The sequence below is a fragment of the Lysobacter stagni genome, from assembly GCF_030053425.1.
In the GTDB taxonomy this organism is placed as follows: domain Bacteria; phylum Pseudomonadota; class Gammaproteobacteria; order Xanthomonadales; family Xanthomonadaceae; genus Lysobacter_J; species Lysobacter_J stagni.
Genome location: NZ_JASGBI010000001.1, coordinates 2,405,535 through 2,421,874, shown reverse-complemented (window position 1 = coordinate 2,421,874; position 16,340 = coordinate 2,405,535). Strand labels below are relative to the sequence as shown.

Annotated in this window: 16 protein-coding genes; 6 read left to right on the top strand and 10 right to left on the bottom strand. The window is 67.7% G+C overall.

Annotated elements, in window-relative coordinates; genetic code table 11:
• Nucleotides 1-39: 39 nt before the first annotated feature.
• The 8 genes from argH to QLQ15_RS11260 all read right to left on the bottom strand — a co-directional run bounded on the left by argH (nt 40) and on the right by QLQ15_RS11260 (nt 8,490).
• Nucleotides 40-1,332, bottom strand: a complete 1,293-nt coding sequence (argH, locus tag QLQ15_RS11295) for an argininosuccinate lyase (protein WP_283212871.1) — start codon at nt 1,330-1,332, stop codon at nt 40-42.
• Nucleotides 1,329-2,309 carry an N-acetyl-gamma-glutamyl-phosphate reductase gene (argC, locus tag QLQ15_RS11290; protein WP_283212870.1) on the bottom strand — a complete coding sequence of 327 codons (981 nt, stop codon included), beginning with the start codon at nt 2,307-2,309 and terminating at the stop codon, nt 1,329-1,331. The genes argH and argC overlap by 4 nt, the downstream gene beginning before the upstream one ends.
• Nucleotides 2,306-2,926, bottom strand: a complete 621-nt coding sequence (locus QLQ15_RS11285) for a GNAT family N-acetyltransferase (RefSeq protein ID WP_283212869.1) — start codon at nt 2,924-2,926, stop codon at nt 2,306-2,308. The genes argC and QLQ15_RS11285 overlap by 4 nt, the downstream gene beginning before the upstream one ends.
• Nucleotides 2,923-4,251, bottom strand: a complete 1,329-nt coding sequence (locus tag QLQ15_RS11280) for an acetylglutamate kinase (RefSeq protein WP_283212868.1) — start codon at nt 4,249-4,251, stop codon at nt 2,923-2,925. Before QLQ15_RS11280 ends, QLQ15_RS11285 begins: the two co-directional genes overlap by 4 nt.
• Before the next feature lie 161 nt (nt 4,252-4,412).
• A complete protein-coding gene (locus QLQ15_RS11275) occupies nt 4,413-5,519 on the bottom strand; it encodes an acetylornithine deacetylase (protein WP_283212867.1) in 1,107 nt (368 codons plus the stop codon).
• Complete coding sequence (locus tag QLQ15_RS11270; RefSeq protein WP_283212866.1) at nt 5,503-6,708, bottom strand: argininosuccinate synthase; 1,206 nt, start codon at nt 6,706-6,708, stop codon at nt 5,503-5,505. Before QLQ15_RS11270 ends, QLQ15_RS11275 begins: the two co-directional genes overlap by 17 nt.
• A gap of 34 nt (nt 6,709-6,742) precedes the next feature.
• Nucleotides 6,743-7,753 (bottom strand): N-acetylornithine carbamoyltransferase, encoded by a 1,011-nt coding sequence (locus QLQ15_RS11265; protein ID WP_283212865.1) that lies wholly within the window; start codon nt 7,751-7,753, stop codon nt 6,743-6,745.
• 275 nt (nt 7,754-8,028) lie between these two features.
• On the bottom strand, nt 8,029-8,490 hold the full coding sequence (locus QLQ15_RS11260; protein ID WP_283212864.1) for a hypothetical protein: 462 nt from the start codon (nt 8,488-8,490) through the stop codon (nt 8,029-8,031).
• A 175-nt stretch (nt 8,491-8,665) separates the two neighbouring features.
• Here QLQ15_RS11260 and cysS point away from each other — a divergent pair, with 175 nt between their 5' ends.
• The 3 genes from cysS (at nt 8,666) to QLQ15_RS11245 (ending at nt 11,919) form a co-directional block, all read left to right on the top strand.
• Entirely contained in the window at nt 8,666-10,033 is a 1,368-nt protein-coding gene (gene cysS, locus QLQ15_RS11255) for a cysteine--tRNA ligase (RefSeq protein ID WP_283212863.1), read from the top strand.
• A 124-nt stretch (nt 10,034-10,157) separates the two neighbouring features.
• Nucleotides 10,158-10,610, top strand: coding sequence for a SufE family protein (locus tag QLQ15_RS11250; RefSeq protein WP_283212862.1), 453 nt, complete (start codon nt 10,158-10,160; stop codon nt 10,608-10,610).
• Nucleotides 10,611-10,620: 10 nt separating this feature from the next.
• Entirely contained in the window at nt 10,621-11,919 is a 1,299-nt protein-coding gene (locus QLQ15_RS11245) for an MFS transporter (protein ID WP_432277803.1), read from the top strand.
• A 12-nt stretch (nt 11,920-11,931) separates the two neighbouring features.
• Here the strand turns inward: QLQ15_RS11245 and QLQ15_RS11240 are convergent, their stop codons facing one another.
• Nucleotides 11,932-12,390, bottom strand: a complete 459-nt coding sequence (locus QLQ15_RS11240) for a nucleoside deaminase (RefSeq protein WP_283212861.1) — start codon at nt 12,388-12,390, stop codon at nt 11,932-11,934.
• Between the two features lie 149 nt (nt 12,391-12,539).
• The gene (gene dksA / locus QLQ15_RS11235) at nt 12,540-13,622 is read right to left on the bottom strand and encodes an RNA polymerase-binding protein DksA (protein WP_283212860.1); all 1,083 of its coding nucleotides are present in this window, start codon (nt 13,620-13,622) and stop codon (nt 12,540-12,542) included.
• Nucleotides 13,623-13,889: 267 nt separating this feature from the next.
• Here dksA and yidD point away from each other — a divergent pair, with 267 nt between their 5' ends.
• Genes yidD through QLQ15_RS11220 form a run of 3 tightly spaced genes read left to right on the top strand, consistent with a single transcriptional unit; the run spans nt 13,890 to nt 16,329 of the window.
• Nucleotides 13,890-14,138 carry a membrane protein insertion efficiency factor YidD gene (gene yidD / locus QLQ15_RS11230; RefSeq protein WP_283212859.1) on the top strand — a complete coding sequence of 83 codons (249 nt, stop codon included), beginning with the start codon at nt 13,890-13,892 and terminating at the stop codon, nt 14,136-14,138.
• Nucleotides 14,123-15,469 carry a dihydroorotase gene (locus tag QLQ15_RS11225; protein WP_283212858.1) on the top strand — a complete coding sequence of 449 codons (1,347 nt, stop codon included), beginning with the start codon at nt 14,123-14,125 and terminating at the stop codon, nt 15,467-15,469. The genes yidD and QLQ15_RS11225 overlap by 16 nt, the downstream gene beginning before the upstream one ends.
• Nucleotides 15,469-16,329: a M23 family metallopeptidase gene (locus QLQ15_RS11220; protein WP_283212857.1), complete on the top strand. Its 861-nt coding sequence runs from the start codon at nt 15,469-15,471 to the stop codon at nt 16,327-16,329. The genes QLQ15_RS11225 and QLQ15_RS11220 overlap by 1 nt, the downstream gene beginning before the upstream one ends.
• The last annotated feature ends 11 nt before the right edge of the window (nt 16,330-16,340 follow it).

Below are 16,340 nucleotides of genomic sequence, written 5' to 3'. Positions count from 1 at the left end.
CCGGTGGTGCAGGCGCACGCGCGGGGCGTGCGCCGGAGGTCATGAGGTCAGTGCGGCCAGGCGTGCCTGCAATTCGCCCAGGCGAAGGTCCGCCGAAGCACCGGGCGAGACGCGCGCGGCCAGGCTGGCGTCGGCATCGCCCTGCGCCCAGCGTGCCGGGTCGGCGGCCTGGCGATAGGCTTCGCGGAACGGCAAGCCCTGGCGTGCCAGATCGACGGCCAGGTCGGTCGCATACATCGACGGATCCAGCGCTTCGCGCATGCGATCGGCCTTCCATTCCAGGTTGCGCAGCAGGTCGGGCAGCAGTTCCAGCGCACCGATGCCGCGGCCGAAGGCGTGGAAGATCGCACCCTTGGAGAACTGCAGGTCGCGGTGGTAGCCCGAGGGCAGCGACAGCAGTTGTTCGATCTCGGTGCGCGCGGCCGCCGCGGCGGAGTAGCTCGCACGCATCAGCTCGATCACGTCCGGATTGCGCTTGTTGGGCATGATCGAACTGCCGGTGGTGTACTGCGCGGGCAGCGCGACGAAGGCGAACTCAGCGCTGGTGAACAGGCTCAGGTCCCAGGCCAGGCGGCGCAGGTCGAGCAATGCGGACGACAGGGCTTCGATCGCGGCCATCTCGAACTTGCCACGCGAGAGCTGCGCATAAGCCGCCGATACCTGCAGACGGCCGAAGCCGAGCGCGGCGGTGGTGTGGTCGCGATCCAGCGGCAGGTTGACGCCGTAGCCCGCGGCGCTGCCGAGCGGATTGGCATCCACCCAGTCCAGCGTCTGGCGGGCGCGCTGGGCGTTGTCGATGAACCCTTCGGCCCACGCCGCCCACCACATGCCCAGCGACGAGACCACGGCACGCTGCAGGTGCGTGTAGCCCGGCAGCGGAACGCCCTGCTCCGCTCCGGCACGCGCCAGCGCAACCTCAGCGCTTTCGCGGCACAGCGCGGCCACGCGCGCGAGGCGATCCTTCAGCCACAGACGCGTGGCGACCAGGATCTGGTCGTTGCGGCTGCGTCCGGTGTGGATCTTCTTGCCGGCATCGCCCAGTCGTTCGACCAGGCGCGCCTCGATGGCCGAGTGGCCATCTTCGTACTGCTCGTCGAGCACGAAATTTCCGGCACGGAAGTCGTCAGCGAGCACCGACAGCTCACGCTCCAGTCCGGCCAGCTCATCCGCATTGAGGATGCCGATTCGCTGAAGCCCCTGCGCATGCGCACGGCTGGCCTCGATGTCGAAGACGAAGAACTCGCGGTCGAGGATCACGTCCTCGCCGGCGAGGAACTGCTGGATGCGTGCGTCGACCTTGACGCCGGGCTTCTGCCACAACAAGTCGCTCATGCCGCCCTACCCTGTTGAGTGTTCGCGACGGGAATGCCCGTCCATTCGTCCAGCCCGAAGGCAAGGTTGAGATTCTGCAACGCCTGCGTGGCCGCGCCCTTGAGCAGGTTGTCCTCGGTCGCCACCACCACCAGCCGCCGTCCATCCGGCGACAGCGTGAAGCCACCCAGTTCGACATGATGCCGTCCTGCGATGCGGCTGACCCACGGCGCCTCGTCCAGCACCTCGACCAGCGGTTCGCCGTCGAAGCACGTGCGGTAGCGCGCGACCACGTCCTCGCGCTGGAACGCGCGCGACAGCGGCAGGTTGGCGGTGATGGTCAAGCCGCGGAAGTGCGGCGCGACGTGCGGCAGGAACTGCACTTCATGGCCCAGCTGACGCGTGACCTCGCGTTCGTGCACGTGGTTGGTCAGCGCATACGGCATGAGATTGTCGCGCAGCTTGTCCGGATCGTTCTTGTCCGACGGCGTCGTGCCGGCGCCGGAGTAGCCCGACACGCCGAAGCACTGCACCGGCCCCGCCAGTGCATCGCGCATCGGCGCGACGGCCAGTTGCATCGCGGTCGCATAGCAACCGGGATTGCTGATGCGGCGCTGTCCTGCGTAGGTCGCACGCGTGAGCTCGGGCAGGCCGTAGTACCAGGTGTCGTCGAAACGATAGTCGGCCGACAGGTCGACGATGACGGGATCCACGCCCGCCGCGTCGAAGGCCGCCACGCAGGCCGCCGCCTTGCCGTTGGGCAGGGCCAGCACGACCGCATCGGCGCCCAGCGACGGCAGCTCATCGTTCGACGGCGCGATGTAGCGCAGTTCCGGATCGATGCCGGCGATGTCCTTGAAGTGATCGGCCACGCGCTGACCCACCAGCTCGCGCGAGGACACGAACGCCAGCTCGAACTGCGGATGCGCGGCGATCAGGCGGATGAGCTCGGCGCCCACGTAACCGCGCGCACCAACGATTCCAACGGACTTGCTCACGTCCGGTCACTCCCTTGTTCGTTCCGGTCGAGCCGGTGTTGCAGGTTGCGCTTCACCGCGGGCCATTCCGTCGGGATGATCGAGAAGACCACCGTGTCGCGGAAGGCGCCATCGGGCATGCGCATGTGGTTGCGCAGGACGCCGTCCTGCTTGGCGCCCAGGCGCGCGATGGCCGCGCGCGAGCGTTCGTTGAACCAGTTGGTGCGGAACTCCACGGCGATGCAGTCCCACGCCTCGAAGGCATGCCCCAGCAGGAGAAGTTTCGCCTCGGTGTTGACCGCGCTGCGCTGTACGCGCTGCGCATACCAGGTGTAACCGATCTCGACGCGGCGTTGTTCGTGGTCGACGTTGCAGAACGTGGTCTGGCCCACGATCTCGCCCGTCCCGGGCAGGCGCACCACGAACGGCAGGAACGTGCGCAGCGCACGGCGCTTCAGCATCAGCTCGACGTGATCGCCCATCGCGTCCGGCGTAGGCACGCTGGTGTACCAGAGTTTCCACAGCTCGCCGTCGCGCACGGCCTGGGCCAGCCCGGCGGCATGCGCGGCCTCCATCGGCTCCAGCCGCACGTGGCGACCTTCGAGCACCACCGGATCGAGGAACTGCGTCGCACTCATGTCGGATCCGCCAGCGTCGGGACCCGCGTCGCACAGTGCTCCACGCAACGCGCGATCTCGGCGAAACTGTCCACGCCGTACCAGAACACCTTCCACTTCTCCTGCTTCAGGCAGCCATCGGACTCGGAGTAATAGAACGGGTTGACGGGGTTGCCGTGGCGCGAACGCCAGAACAGGCGCGGGTTCTGCTCGCGCATCACCTGCCACACCGCGCGTCCCAGGCCTTCGCCCTGCGCTTCGTCGAGCACGGCGAACTTGTCCAGATAGATGCCGGCATCCTCGGACGTGAGGATCACCGCCGCGCGGTAGTTCTCGCTGACATACGCGCGATGCAGCGTGGTGCGCTCGAAATAATCCGGCAGCAGGCGACGGCCGAAGGCGGACTCGATGAGGCCACGCAGGCGCTCCAGGTCCAGCTCGTTCCATTGCGAGACCTGCAGCACGCGTTCGCCGCGGCGCACCAGCGTGCCCGAACCCTTGTGCGTGAACAGTTCCTTGGCCAGCTCCGACGGCTTGGTGATGGACACCGAGGAGGTCAGCGGCAGCTTGTCCAGCAGGTCCTTGATCTGCTCGATCTTCACGCGCATGCCGCCGTTGATCCACGGCTGCGACATCAGGTGGTCGAACTCGGTGGACAGGTTGATCGAATCGATCACCTTGCCGTTGTCGTCGAGCAGGCCACCGGTGCCGGTGAGGAAGACGATCTTGTACGGCTGCAGCTTCTGCACCAGCTCGTTGGCGGCGAAGTCGGCGTTGACGTTGAGGATCTGGCCGCTGACGGTTTCGCCCAGGCTGGCGATGACCGGAATCGAGCCGGCACGCAGGCTGGCCTCGATCGGCGCCAGGTTGACGCGCTTCACCTCGCCGACCAGGCCGTAGGTATCCCGTTCGAGGTAGTCGGCTTCGAACACACCGGAAACGATGGACGTGGCGCGTGCATCGAAGGCCTGCAGCGCCTCCACCAGCTTGAGGTTCTGCGACTGGAACACGCGGCGCACGATGGCCAGCGCTTCCGGCGAGGTCACCCGCAGGCCGTTGACGGTCTGCTTGACGATGCCGGCGGCGGACAGTTCCTCGTCCAACTGCGGGCCGGCGCCGTGGATGACGATGGGTGTGAGGCCGACGTCCTGCAGGAAGGCGAGCGAGGACGTCAGCGCCTCGAGGTCGTCGCGCAGCACGGCGCCGCCGACTTTCACCACCGCGAAGCGCTTGGCGTCGAGCTGCGAGAAACGCTTGAGGTACTGCGAGATCTCCTTCGCGCTGGCCATGCTCGAGAGCAGGCGCACGATGGTCTGGCGGGTCTGGATGTCGCGGGCGTCGTTCATCTTTGAGCGGTATGGGTACGTTCTTGCATCTGCTTCGGGCCGGCGGGGTCCGCTTCGCGGCCCCCTCAGGGTCTAGTGCCAGATCCCCGCCTCGCCTTCGGCGAGGCCGCCCCCTTGACTCAAGGGGGCTCCGGAAGCGGGCTTCCGGTCGTGGTCAGGCATCAGGAATGTTCGAGGATGCGGGTTACCGATTCGGTGTAGCGCAACAGCTGCTCCAGAGCGACCCACTCGTCGGCGGTATGGGCCTGGGCGATGTCGCCCGGGCCATAGACGATCGCGGTGAGTCCGGCGGCGGAGAACAGCGAGGCTTCCGTCCAGAAATCCACGGCGTTGCCGATCGGCAGGCCGAGGGCATCGGCCAGGTCGCGGCCTTCCAGGCGCCGTCGCTCCGCATCGGCGACGTCGCCGGACGGCAACGACGGACCGCGGAAGGTTTCCTCGTAGCGTTCGATGCCGCCGGCTTCGATCAGCGTGCCGAAGGTCTCGTGCAGCGCATCGATGGACATCGACGGCAACGGACGGAAGCCGAAACGCAGCTCCGCACTGGGCGCGATCATGTTGGCCTTGATGCCACCTTCCACGCGACCGATGTTGAAGCGCAGGCCGGTGAGGCCGCCGAAACGCTGGTGCGCCTGGCTCTCGACGAAGTCCAGCGCGTGCCCGCCCCAGCGGATCGCCTGGTGCAGCGCGCTGGCCTGCAGCGCGTTGGCACCCGACGCGTGGCCCGCCACGCCGCGGAACTTCAACAGCACCGAGCTGATGCCTCGGTGCGCGAGCACGGCTTCGCATTTCGTCGGCTCGGCGACGATCACTTCCTGGAACGAATGGCCGCTGCCGAGGAACGCCGCGATGCAGCGCGCGTCGTTCGCCTCTTCGTCGGTGGAGAACAGGAACGCCGCATCGCCCTGCGCGACCGAGGCCGCCGTGACCAGGCCCGCCGCGGCGCCCTTGATGTCGCAGGCGCCCAGGCCGATTGCACGGTCGCTCGTCACGCGCAGGCGGTGCGGATCGGCGCTCCATGCTTCCGAGGAAGGCACGGTGTCCAGATGCACGTTGAACAGCCGGCGCGGATTGCCGCGCACGGCCAGCATCGACACCGCGCCGTCGCCATGGTCGATGACGTCGATGCGGAAACCTTCCAGCTGCGAACGCAGGTAGTCGAAGATCCCACCGGTACCGATATCGCGCGGCGGATTGCGGGTGTCGAACGACACCAGCGCTTCCAGGTGCTTGAGCGTCTTGGCGAGCACGTCAGCCCTTCCCGCCACCGCGGTTCACTTCGGCCCACAGCGTGCTGCTCATGCCGAACAGCTTGATGAAGCCTTCTGCCTCGGCCACGCCCCAGTCCGCCGCCTGCGCATAGGTCGCGCCCTTGGCGTTGAGGATGTGCTTGGATTCGATGGCAACGGCGGTGACGGTGCCGCCGTTGGTTTCCAGCGTGACTTCGCCGTTGACCGTGGACTGGCTCGACTGCAGGAAGGCTTCCAGGTCGGTCTTGAGCGGATCGTGGAAGAAGCCCTCGTACACCAGCTCCACCCACTTGCGCGCCACCTCGGGCTTGAAGCGGTTCTGCTGCTTGCTCAACACGGCTTCTTCCAGCGCGCGGTGCGCGGCGAGCAACGCGGTCAGGCCCGGCGCTTCGAAGATGATGCGGCCCTTCAGACCGATGGTGGTGTCGCCGGTGTACAGGCCACGGCCCACGCCGTACTGCGCGAACAGGCCGTTGAGCCTGGCCAGCATCGTGTGCCCTTCGATCTTCTGGCCGTCCAGCGTCACCGCTTCGCCGTTGACGAAGCCGATCTTCACGCGCAGGGGCTGCGCCGGCCATTCGCTGCGCGGCTTGCACCAGCCAACCGCGCCTTCGCCCGGTGCCTGCCAGCGGTCGATCTCGCCGCCGGACATCGTCAGACCCAGCAGGTTCTCGTTGATGGTGTAGGCCTTCTGCTTGGCGCGCACGCCGAAGCCGCGGTCTTCCAGGTACTTCTGCTCGTAGGCGCGGACTTCGGTGTGTTCCTTCTGGATCTCGCGGATCGGCGCCACGATCTCGTAATCGCCCAGCGCCTTCACGGCCAGATCGAAACGCACCTGGTCGTTACCCATGCCGGTGCAACCGTGCGCGATGGCCTTCGTGCCCAGTTCGTCGCAGCGCTTGAGGGCGGCGTCGACGATGAGGTAACGGTCGGACACCAGCAGCGGGTACTGCGACTGGTAGCCCTCGCCGGCCCACACGAACGGCTTGACGAAGCCTTCCCAGATGGCCGGGCCGCCGTCGACGGTGACGTGCGAGGCCACGCCGAGTTCGGCGGCGCGCTGCTCGATGAAGGCGCGTTCTTCCGCGTCGACGCCACCGGTGTCGGCGAACACGGTGTGCACGTTCCAGCCGCGCTCCTTCAGGTAGGGCACGCAGAAGCTGGTGTCGAGGCCGCCGGAGAAGGCGAGGACGATGTCTTTGCTCATGTCTGGATCTCTGTGGGGTCTTTGCGTTTCGGTATCAGCGGCCGGCGAGCGTGGCCATGATGGCCTTCTGCACGTGCAGGCGGTTTTCGGCTTCGTCGATGGCGATGCACTGCGGCGAGTCCATCACCGCGTCCGTCGCCTTGACGTTGCGGCGCAGCGGCAGGCAGTGACTGAAGACGCCGTGGTTGGTGAGGGCCATCTTGGCCTCGTCGACGATGAAGTGCTTGTACTGGTCGCGGATGGGCTTTTCCGGTTCCCAGTTGCCGAAGAACGGCAGCGCGCCCCAGCTCTTGGCGTAGACGACATCCGCACCGCGGTAGGCGCTTTCGATGTCGTGGCTGACGGTGAACGAACCACCGCTCTCGGCGACGTTCTGCTCCGCCCAGCCCATGTAGCGCTCGTCCAGAAGGTAGTCCTGCGTCGGGCACAACAGCGTGACGTCCATGCCCATGCGCGTGGCGATGGTCAGCGCGGAATTGGCCACCGCGGTGTTGAGCGGCTTGGGGTGGTAGGTCCAGGTCAGGACGTACTTCTTGCCGCGCAGGTCGGCGGTGCCGAAGTGTTCCTGCAGCGCGAGGATGTGCGCCAACTCCTGGCACGGGTGCGTGATGGTCTCCATGTTGATCACCGGCACCGGCGAATACTTGGCGAAGCTGTTGAGCACGATGTCCTGGCGGTCGTACTGCCAGTCGACGAACTTCGGGAACGCACGCACGCCGATCAGGTCGACATACCGGCCCAGCACGCGCGCCACTTCGGCGATGTGCTCCTCGGTGTCGCCGTCCATCACGGTGCCCAGGTTGAACTCGATCGGCCACGCGTCCTTGCCGGGCTGCAGCACCACAGCATGGCCGCCCAGCTGGAACGCGCCCAGCTCGAAGCTGGTGCGGGTGCGCATGGACGGGTTGAAGAACACCAGCGCGATCGACTTGCCCTTGAGCTGGTCGCCCAGCTTGCTGCGCTTGAACTGCGCGGCCTGCGTCAGAAGCGCGTCGAGGTCGGCGCGCGACCAGTCCTGGGTGTTGAGGAAGTGCTTGTGGGTCATCGGGTGCATTCCGGTGGGAGAGGATCTGCTGGGCCCGAAAGCAAGAAAGCCCAGCGCGTAGGCTGGGCTTTCCGTATGTCACTTCGCCTGTTGCGAATGGCGCGTGTGACCGTTACCCAGCGGATTGGCGGGAATACGGTCGGCGCGCGCGCGAGGTCATGCCCGCCGCCATGTAGGCGGAGGTGAGGACGTCGGCGTCGGCGTAGTGGGCGTTCATCGAGGGTGCGAATGCTCGCATGCACCCGCGGCGGGTGCAAGCATCGGTAAGCGACAGGTCAGCGGCTGCGCGGCGCCTGCACGACCGGCGTCACGGAAACGCGGATGCGCAGACGGTTGCCCGGGTCTTCGGGCAGGCGCGAGCGGTACTTGGAGCCCTTGTAGACGTAGTCCACGTCGTAGGCGATGGGCCGGCGGAACTCGCGTTCCACCGTGACCGGCTTGCACGCCTCCTGCTGCTCCTTCTGCTCGCGCGTCAGGGCCTCCTTCACCGCCCCCACCACCCGCGACAGGCGCGAATCGCCCTTGTTCTCGGCGTTTTCGCACTGCTCCTCGACCGACGTGGCGCGCAGCGTCTGGTAGACCGGTGTCACCCGCAACACCTGCGCATAGTCGAAGCGCACGTTCTCGGCCTGGATGACGGTGTTCTGCGCGCGTGCCGGCCCGGTGCCCGCAACGACCAGCACGAGCCCAAGGATGGGCGCGGCCAGGACAGGCAGGAACGGAACTGGACGGGCCATCACACTCGCTAGGTCGGAAAAACGTTCAGAAATTGTAAGCGGATCGGGAGCCCGAGGTCTGAATCTTGCCTTTAGCATCGGGCCGATGCGAGTGGGCGAGCCCTCCCGCCTCCGCCGACCCGGCCGAGCGACCGGCCCTGCCGCTAGAATGGCCGGCACTTCCGGCGGTAACCCCATGAGCCTGCACCTTTTCAACAGCCTGACGCGACGGGTCGAGCCCTTCGCGCCCCTCGATCCCGCCCGCCCGACCATGTACCTGTGCGGGCCCACGGTCTACAACTTCATCCACATCGGCAACGCCCGTGGGCCGGTCGTGTTCGGGGTGCTGGCCGAGGTGCTGCGCCGCCGCTACGGCGGCCTGGCCTACGCCCGCAACATCACCGACATCGACGACAAGATCAACAACGCCGCCCGCGACCAGGGCGTGCCGATCTCGGACATCACCACCCGCTTCACCGCCGCCTACCGCGAGGACATGGCCGCGCTGGGCGTGAAGCCGCAGGAACTGCAGCCTGAAGCGACCGCCCATGTGCCGCAGATCATCGCGATGATCGAGCGCCTGATCGGTTCCGGCCACGCCTATGAGGCGCAGGGCCACGTGCTGTTCGCGGTCGCCAGCTTCGCCGGATACGGCAAGTTGTCCCGCCGCGATCCCGAGGAACTCCTGGCGGGCGCACGCATCGACGTGGCCCCTTACAAGCGCGATCCGGGCGACTTCGTGCTGTGGAAGCCGTCCACCGACGACCTCCCCGGCTGGGATTCGCCCTGGGGCCGGGGCCGTCCGGGCTGGCATATCGAATGCTCGGCCATGGCCGCCGCGCATCTGGGCGAGACCATCGACATCCACGCCGGTGGCGTCGACCTGCAGTTCCCGCACCACGAGAACGAGATCGCGCAGAGCGAGTGCGCGCACGGCGGCAAGGTCTTCGCGCGCTTCTGGCTGCACAACGGCATGCTGAATTTCGGCGGCGCCAAGATGGCCAAGTCGGTGGGCAACATCCAGCGCGTGCACGACCTGATCGGCGAATACCCGCCCGAGGCCCTGCGCTATGCGCTGCTCTCGGCGCACTATCGCCAGCCGCTGGAATGGTCCGACGGCCTGATCGACCAGAGTGTCCGCACGCTGGACCGCCTGTACGGAACTTTGCGGGATCTGGCGAATATCGCCGCGACGGCTGAGATTCCCGCGGCCATCGAGGCCATGCTCGACGACGACCTCAACACGCCGCAGGTGCTGGCCGAAATCGCCCGCATCGCCGCGGAGGCGCGCAAGGCCGAGTCGGCCGAGGACAGGCAACGCCTCAAGCGCGAGCTACTGGGCGCCGGTTTCGCCCTGGGCCTGCTCCAGCAGGATCCGGCGACATGGTTCGCGCGCGGTGCGGGCAACGAGGACGACGCCCGCATCCAGGCGCTCATCGACGAACGCATTGCCGCCAAGAAGGCACGCGATTTCGCCCGCGCCGATGCCATCCGCGAGCAACTGGCGGCCGAAGGCATCCTGCTGGAGGACACGCCGCAGGGCGTGCGCTGGAAGCGCGGATGAACCCTCCGGCGTGCGGCCTCGCCGGTCGCGCGCCGAATCCCGCCGCGTGCGCAACGCAGCAACCCATCCGCATGAAGCCCGCGTGGGCAAGCCCGCCGCGTCGCGGGCGTAAAATCGTCATCGCATGAACGCCATCGCCGCTCCCGTCAGCCCGTTCCCCACCGAAGCCACCACGCGTGAAGCGCAGGCGGCCATCCGTGACGAGTTCGCGTTCTTCGGCGACTGGTCGGAGCGCTACCAGTACCTGATCGACCTCGGCCGCAAGCTGCCGGACCTCCCGGCGGAATGGAAATCCGAGGAACACCGCCTGCACGGCTGCCAGTCGATGGTGTGGATCGTCGCCGAAGGCGACGCCAACCGGCTCGACTTCCACGCCATCAGCGACTCGGCCATCGTCTCGGGCCTGATCTACCTGGCGCTGCGCGTGTATTCGGGCCGCAGCGCACGCGAGATCGCCGACACCGACGCTGACTACATCGGCGACATCGGCCTGGCCCGCCACCTGTCCCCCACCCGCAGCAACGGCCTGGCCGCGCTGCTGGGCTTCATCCGCGAACGCGCGCGCGAGCAGCTGTGAGCGCGCGCAAGTGAGCGAGGCGACGCTCGACGCGACCGCTCCATCCACCGACATCCGGGCGCTGCTGAGAAACCGCGGCTTTACCGGGCTGCTCGCCTATCGCCTGCTGGCGATGCTGTCGTACCAGATCGTCGCGGTCACGGTCGGCTGGCACGTCTACGAACTCACGCGCGATGCGCTGGCGCTGGGCCTGATCGGACTGGCCGAGGTCATCCCCTATTTCTGCTTCGCGCTCTTCGCCGGCTACGCGGTCGACCACCTGCCGCGACGCAAGCTGGGCATGGCGGCCTGCGTGGGCCTGCTGCTGACGACGACGACGCTGGCGGGCGTGGCCAGCGGCGTGCTGCCAACCGGCATCGGCGGCTTCGGCACGCTGGTGATCTACGCGGCGATCGCGGTCAACGGCATCGTGCGCGCCTTCCTGGCGCCGGTGTACATGTCGTTGTTCGCGCGGGTGCTCAAGCGCGAGCAGTTCGCGCGCGGGGCCGGCGTGAGCAGTGTGGTGATGCAGACCGGACTGGTGATGGGCCCGGCGATGGGCGGCCTGATCGTGGCCTGGGGCGGAAAGACCGCCGCATATCTGGTCGCGGCGGCCTTCGCACTGGCGGCGGCGATCGCGGTGATCTCGCTGCGCGTGACCGAACCGCCGCTGCCGGCCGAACGTGCGCCCGTCTTCAAGAGCATCGGCGAAGGCCTGCGCTTCGTCCTCAACACCCAGGTGGTACTGGGCGCGCAGGCGCTGGACATGTTCTCCGTGCTGTTCGGCGGTGCCGTCGCGCTGCTGCCGGCCTTCATCAGCGAGATCCTGCACGCCGGCCCCGAGGCGCTGGGCCTGCTGCGCGCCTGCCCCGCCGTCGGCGCGGTGCTGATGGGCGTCTATCTGGCGCGACGCCCGCTGCAGCGCCACGCGGGCCGCGTGCTGCTGATCGCCGTGGCGGGTTTCGGGCTGTGCATCATCGGCTTCGCGCTGTCGCGGCATCTGTGGATGGCGATGGTGATGCTGATGCTGTCGGGCATGTGCGACGGCGTGTCGGTCGTGCTGCGCTCCACCATCCTGCAGTTGGCCACGCCCGATCACATGCGCGGACGCGTGTCGTCCATCAACGGCATCTTCATCGGTTCGTCCAACGAGCTGGGCGCGTTCGAATCGGGCCTGGCCGCGCGACTGCTCGGCCTGATCCCGTCGATGATCTTCGGCGGCAGCATGACGCTGGCCGTGGTCGCCGTGACCGCGAAGCTGGCGCCGAAGCTGCGCCGGCTCGACCTGCGCGAACTGCACGAAGCCGATCCGGACAAACAGCGCGCCTAGGAGCGCGCGAACTCAGCGCCGGCGATCGGCCCATTGCGCGTACAGGCCGTCCTCGCCCTGCGGCCGCAGCGGCAACACCGTCAGCGACTGACGCGACGGCGGCTTCGCCATCTCCTCGTAGACCGCGCGGGTCGACAGCCCATACGGCTCGCCGTCCTCGTTGGTGTATGCGAAGTACACCGCGGACACGCCGCACAGATGCATGGCGGCCAGGCACATCGGACACGGATGCCCGCTGGCGTAGATCTCGCACCCGTCCAGGCGCGGCGAGTCCAGGCGCTGCGCGGCCTGGCGGATGGCCAGCAGTTCCGCGTGCGCGGTCGGATCGTGGGTGTCGTGGATGCGGTTGGCCGCGCGGGCAATGATCTCGCCGTCCAGCACCAGAACGGCACCGAACGGCCGGCCGCCCGCGGCGACGTTGGCATGCGCGAGGGCGAGTGCCTCCCGCATGAAGTCCAGGGATCCAGGCATGGCGGCGCTCCAGTTCGCGAGGTCGACAGCATGCGCGCTGCGGGCTCCGCGCACGTGGACCGAACCTGTCCGTTCACGAAAAAGCCCGGCTTGAGCCGGGCTTTCGCGTCCCGCTGGGGACGACGTCCGAGGTGGCGGACGGCGACGGTTCAGTCGCCCATCTGCTTTTGCAGGTGCTCCCAGCGTTCCTGTGCGTCGATCGTGCGCTCGGCGGTAAGGCGCGCCTCCAGGCGCTCCAGGCCGATTTCCTCGCCGGTGTCGACGCAGTAACCGTAGTCGCCCGAGTCCACGCGCTTGAGCGTGCTGTCGATCTTGCTGATCAGCTTGCGGTAGCGGTCACGGGTACGCAGCTCCAGCGAGTTCTCGGTCTCGCGCGTGGCACGCTCGGCCTCGTCGCCGACATCGCGCACTTCGTCCTTGAGGTTCTCGATGGTCTGCTTGGACTCCTCGACGAGGTCCGTGCGCCATTGCAGCAGGCGCTGGCGGAAGTACTCGAGCTGGAGCGGGTTCATGTACTCCTCATCGACCGCGGGCTTGTAGCCCTTCGGCACGATGGGGCGCCCGGTGGCTTCATCGGTGGTGTACGGCACGACTTTGACCTTGCCTTTCGGCGCGGGTGCCTGCGGCTTGGCAACGACGGCCACGGCCACCTTGCCGGTCGGGCGTGGAGCGGTCTTGGTCGCGGGGGTGCTGGCGGCCGCCGCCTTGGATGCAGGCGCCTTGTTGGATACGGACTGTGTCACTGGATTCTTGGCAACTTCTGGCTTGCTCGCGACCGGTACCGCCTTGGACGGGGTCGGTGCGCTCGGAGCGGGTTTCTTGACGACGGGCTTGCTCTCCGGCTTAACGGCCGCAGGCTTGCTTTCCTTGGGGGGTGCGGAGCGGACCGGCGCGGCTTTCACCGGCGCGGCCTTCTTCGCGGGTGCCGGCGCCTGCTTGGCAACGGGCTTCTTGACCGGCGCCGCCTTCTTGGCGGGCACCTTCTTGCTGGCAGCGGCCGGCTTCGCCGGCGCCTTCACAGGCGCCTTCTTGGCTACGGCCTTCTTGGCGGCAGGCTTGGCCGGCGCGGCTTTCTTGGCGACAGGCTTCTTGGCCGGCGCCTTCTTCGCGGCCGGCTTCTTGGCCGGTGCCTTCTTCGCTGCGGGTTTGCTGGACGCGGCCTTCTTTGCGGCCGGTTTGACGGTCTTCTTGATGGCCTTGGCGGCCTTCTTCGCGGTTTTTTTCACTGCCACGAGCGACGTGTCCTTCTGTTCCCTGAGGTCCTCCGGACCGGAAAGTCCGAAGGCGGTGCGGAGCACAGCATGCCCCACTTTGCGTTACGGCATGCGAGTGCCGGAACCCCTGCGCGAACCGGTCGTCTGACACCGGTTCCACGATCTCCGGACGACCCGTTTCGATCGCCCGGACCTGAAGCCTTGTGACGGGAAAGCGCGCTGTTATACCCTGCCCCGGCACCTGCGGCAACCGCATATTCAAGTGCCTGTCCGCATTAAGGAACCGTGATCGACCGACTGCTCATTGTCGCGCTTCGCGGCTACAAGCGCTGGCTCAGCCCGCTGCTTGGCCCGCGTTGCCGATTCCATCCGACATGCTCGGAATACGCCATGCAGGCCATCGCCCGCTTCGGCGCGTTCAAGGGCGGCTGGCTCGCGTTCCGCCGCATCCTGCGCTGTCATCCCCTGCATCCCGGCGGGCTCGATCCCGTACCCGATGCGCCTTCCGGAAAACACTCATGCCCACGACACTGATCGTCAACGCCCGCCTGGTCAACGAAGGCCGCGAATTCGACGGCGACCTGCGTTTCACCGATGGCCGCATCGAGGCGATCGGCAGCGGGTTGTCCGCGCGAGCGAACGAGACCGTGATCGATGCCGAAGGGCGCCGGCTGCTGCCGGGCATGATCGATGACCAGGTGCACTTCCGCGAACCCGGCATGGAATACAAGGCCGACCTGGCGACCGAATCGGCGGCGGCCGTCGCCGGCGGCCTGACCACGTTCATGGACATGCCCAACACCAACCCGCCCACGCTGGACGCGGCGGCGCTGGAAGACAAGTACCGCCGCGCCGCGGGTCGCGCGTGGGGCAACTTCGGCTTCTACATGGGCGCCAGCAACGACAACCTCGCGGCGATCCAGGCGCTGGACCCACACAGCGCGCCGGGCATCAAGGTCTTCATGGGCGCGTCCACCGGCAACATGCTGGTCGACAACCCGGAGATCCTCGACGGCATTTTCCGCGATGCGCCGACGCCGATCATCACGCATTGCGAAGACACGCCGATGATCGACGCGCAACTGGCCCGCTACAAGGCCCAGTACGGCGACGACATCCCGCCCGCGTGCCATCCGGACATCCGCTCGCGCGAAGCCTGCATGAAATCCACGCAGCTCGCGCTGTCGCTGGCGCGCAAGCACAACTCGCGCCTGCACGTGCTGCACATCAGCACCGCCGACGAGCTGGCGCTGTTCGAGCGCGGCCCGCTGGTGCGCGCCGACGGCAGCCGCAAGCGCATCACCGCCGAGACCTGCATCCATTTCCTGCGTTTCGACCGGGCCGACTACGAACGCCTGGGCAACCTGATCAAGTGCAACCCGGCCATCAAGGACGCCGGCGACCGCGAGGCATTGATCCAGGCGCTGGCCAACGATGTGATCGACGTGCTCGCCACCGACCACGCGCCGCACACGCTCGAAGAGAAGGCGCGCCCCTACACCGGCGCGCCCAGTGGCCTGCCGCTGGTGCAGTACGCGCTGGTCGCCGCGCTGGAGCTCGTCCACGAAGGCCGCCTGACCACCGCGCAGGTCGTGCAGAAGTTCGCGCACGCGCCGGCGCAGCTGTTCGACGTGAAGGGCCGCGGCTTCCTGCGCGAAGGCTACGCCGCCGACCTGGTGCTGATCGACGATACGCCCTTCACCGTGCAGCGCGAGGATGTGCTGTCCAAGTGCGGCTGGTCTCCGTTCGAAGGCACGACGTTCCGTTCGCGCATCGCCTCGACCTGGGTCAATGGCGAACTCGTGTGGGACGGCCGCCAGCTGGTCGGCAAGCCGCAGGGACAGCGACTGGCGTTCGACCGCTGATGCGCGCAAGGACACTTGTGCCGTCGCTGTTGGCGGCGGCGCTGTCGGCATGCGCGGCCACGCCGGCCGCTTCAACGCCACCCGGAACGAATGCTCCCGCCGCCGACACCCGCGTGGTGTTTCCCTCGTCGGTGCAGCAGGGTGCACTGGTGTTCGGCAAGGTGCCGGCCGGCAGCACGGTCCGCTACGGTTCGCGCGTGTTGCACGCGACACCCTATGGCACGGTGGTGTTCGGCGTCGGCCGCGACCAGGCGCAGCCGGTCGCGGTGGACGTGGCCACGGCCGACGGCCACTCCCGCACCATTCGCATCGCGGTGACGCCGCGCGACTGGCCTGTCGAGAACGTCCAGGGCGTGCCGCCGAAAACCGTCGAGCCTCCCCCGGACATCGCGGCACGCATCGAACGCGAGCAGGCGCAGGTGACCGCCGCGCGTGTGCGCGACGACGACCGAACGGACTTCGCCCAGCCCTTCGCCTGGCCGGTGCGCGGCCGTATCAGCGGCCGCTTCGGCAACCAGCGTGTCTACAACGGCATTCCGAAGGCGCCGCACTCGGGAATGGACATCGCCGCGCCGACCGGCACTCCGGTCCTCGCGCCGGCGGGCGGCGTCGTGACTTTCGCCGCGCCCGACCTGTACCTCACGGGCGGCACCTTGCTGATCGACCACGGCCACGGCGTGAGCTCGAACTTCCTGCACCTGTCGCGGATCGACGTGAAGGTGGGCGACCGCATCGAGCAGGGCCAGGTGATCGGCGCGGTCGGCGCGACGGGACGTGCGACCGGGCCGCATCTGCATTGGGGCATGAACTGGTTCGACGTGCGCATCGATCCACTGCTGGTGCTGGAACGAACGCAGTAACCGCTGGCGCT

Bases quoted from the DNA above. Each gene is read 5' to 3' on its own strand.
- argH (WP_283212871.1), bottom strand. From the start codon at position 1,332: ATGAGCGACTTGTTGTGGCAGAAGCCCGGCGTCAAGGTCGACGCACGC.
- QLQ15_RS11285 (WP_283212869.1), bottom strand. From the start codon at position 2,926: ATGAGTGCGACGCAGTTCCTCGATCCGGTGGTGCTCGAAGGTCGCCAC.
- QLQ15_RS11280 (WP_283212868.1), bottom strand. From the start codon at position 4,251: ATGAACGACGCCCGCGACATCCAGACCCGCCAGACCATCGTGCGCCTG.
- QLQ15_RS11270 (WP_283212866.1), bottom strand. From the start codon at position 6,708: ATGAGCAAAGACATCGTCCTCGCCTTCTCCGGCGGCCTCGACACCAGC.
- QLQ15_RS11265 (WP_283212865.1), bottom strand. From the start codon at position 7,753: ATGACCCACAAGCACTTCCTCAACACCCAGGACTGGTCGCGCGCCGAC.
- QLQ15_RS11260 (WP_283212864.1), bottom strand. From the start codon at position 8,490: ATGGCCCGTCCAGTTCCGTTCCTGCCTGTCCTGGCCGCGCCCATCCTT.
- cysS (WP_283212863.1), top strand. From the start codon at position 8,666: ATGAGCCTGCACCTTTTCAACAGCCTGACGCGACGGGTCGAGCCCTTC.
- QLQ15_RS11250 (WP_283212862.1), top strand. From the start codon at position 10,158: ATGAACGCCATCGCCGCTCCCGTCAGCCCGTTCCCCACCGAAGCCACC.
- QLQ15_RS11240 (WP_283212861.1), bottom strand. From the start codon at position 12,390: ATGCCTGGATCCCTGGACTTCATGCGGGAGGCACTCGCCCTCGCGCAT.
- QLQ15_RS11225 (WP_283212858.1), top strand. From the start codon at position 14,123: ATGCCCACGACACTGATCGTCAACGCCCGCCTGGTCAACGAAGGCCGC.
- QLQ15_RS11220 (WP_283212857.1), top strand. From the start codon at position 15,469: ATGCGCGCAAGGACACTTGTGCCGTCGCTGTTGGCGGCGGCGCTGTCG.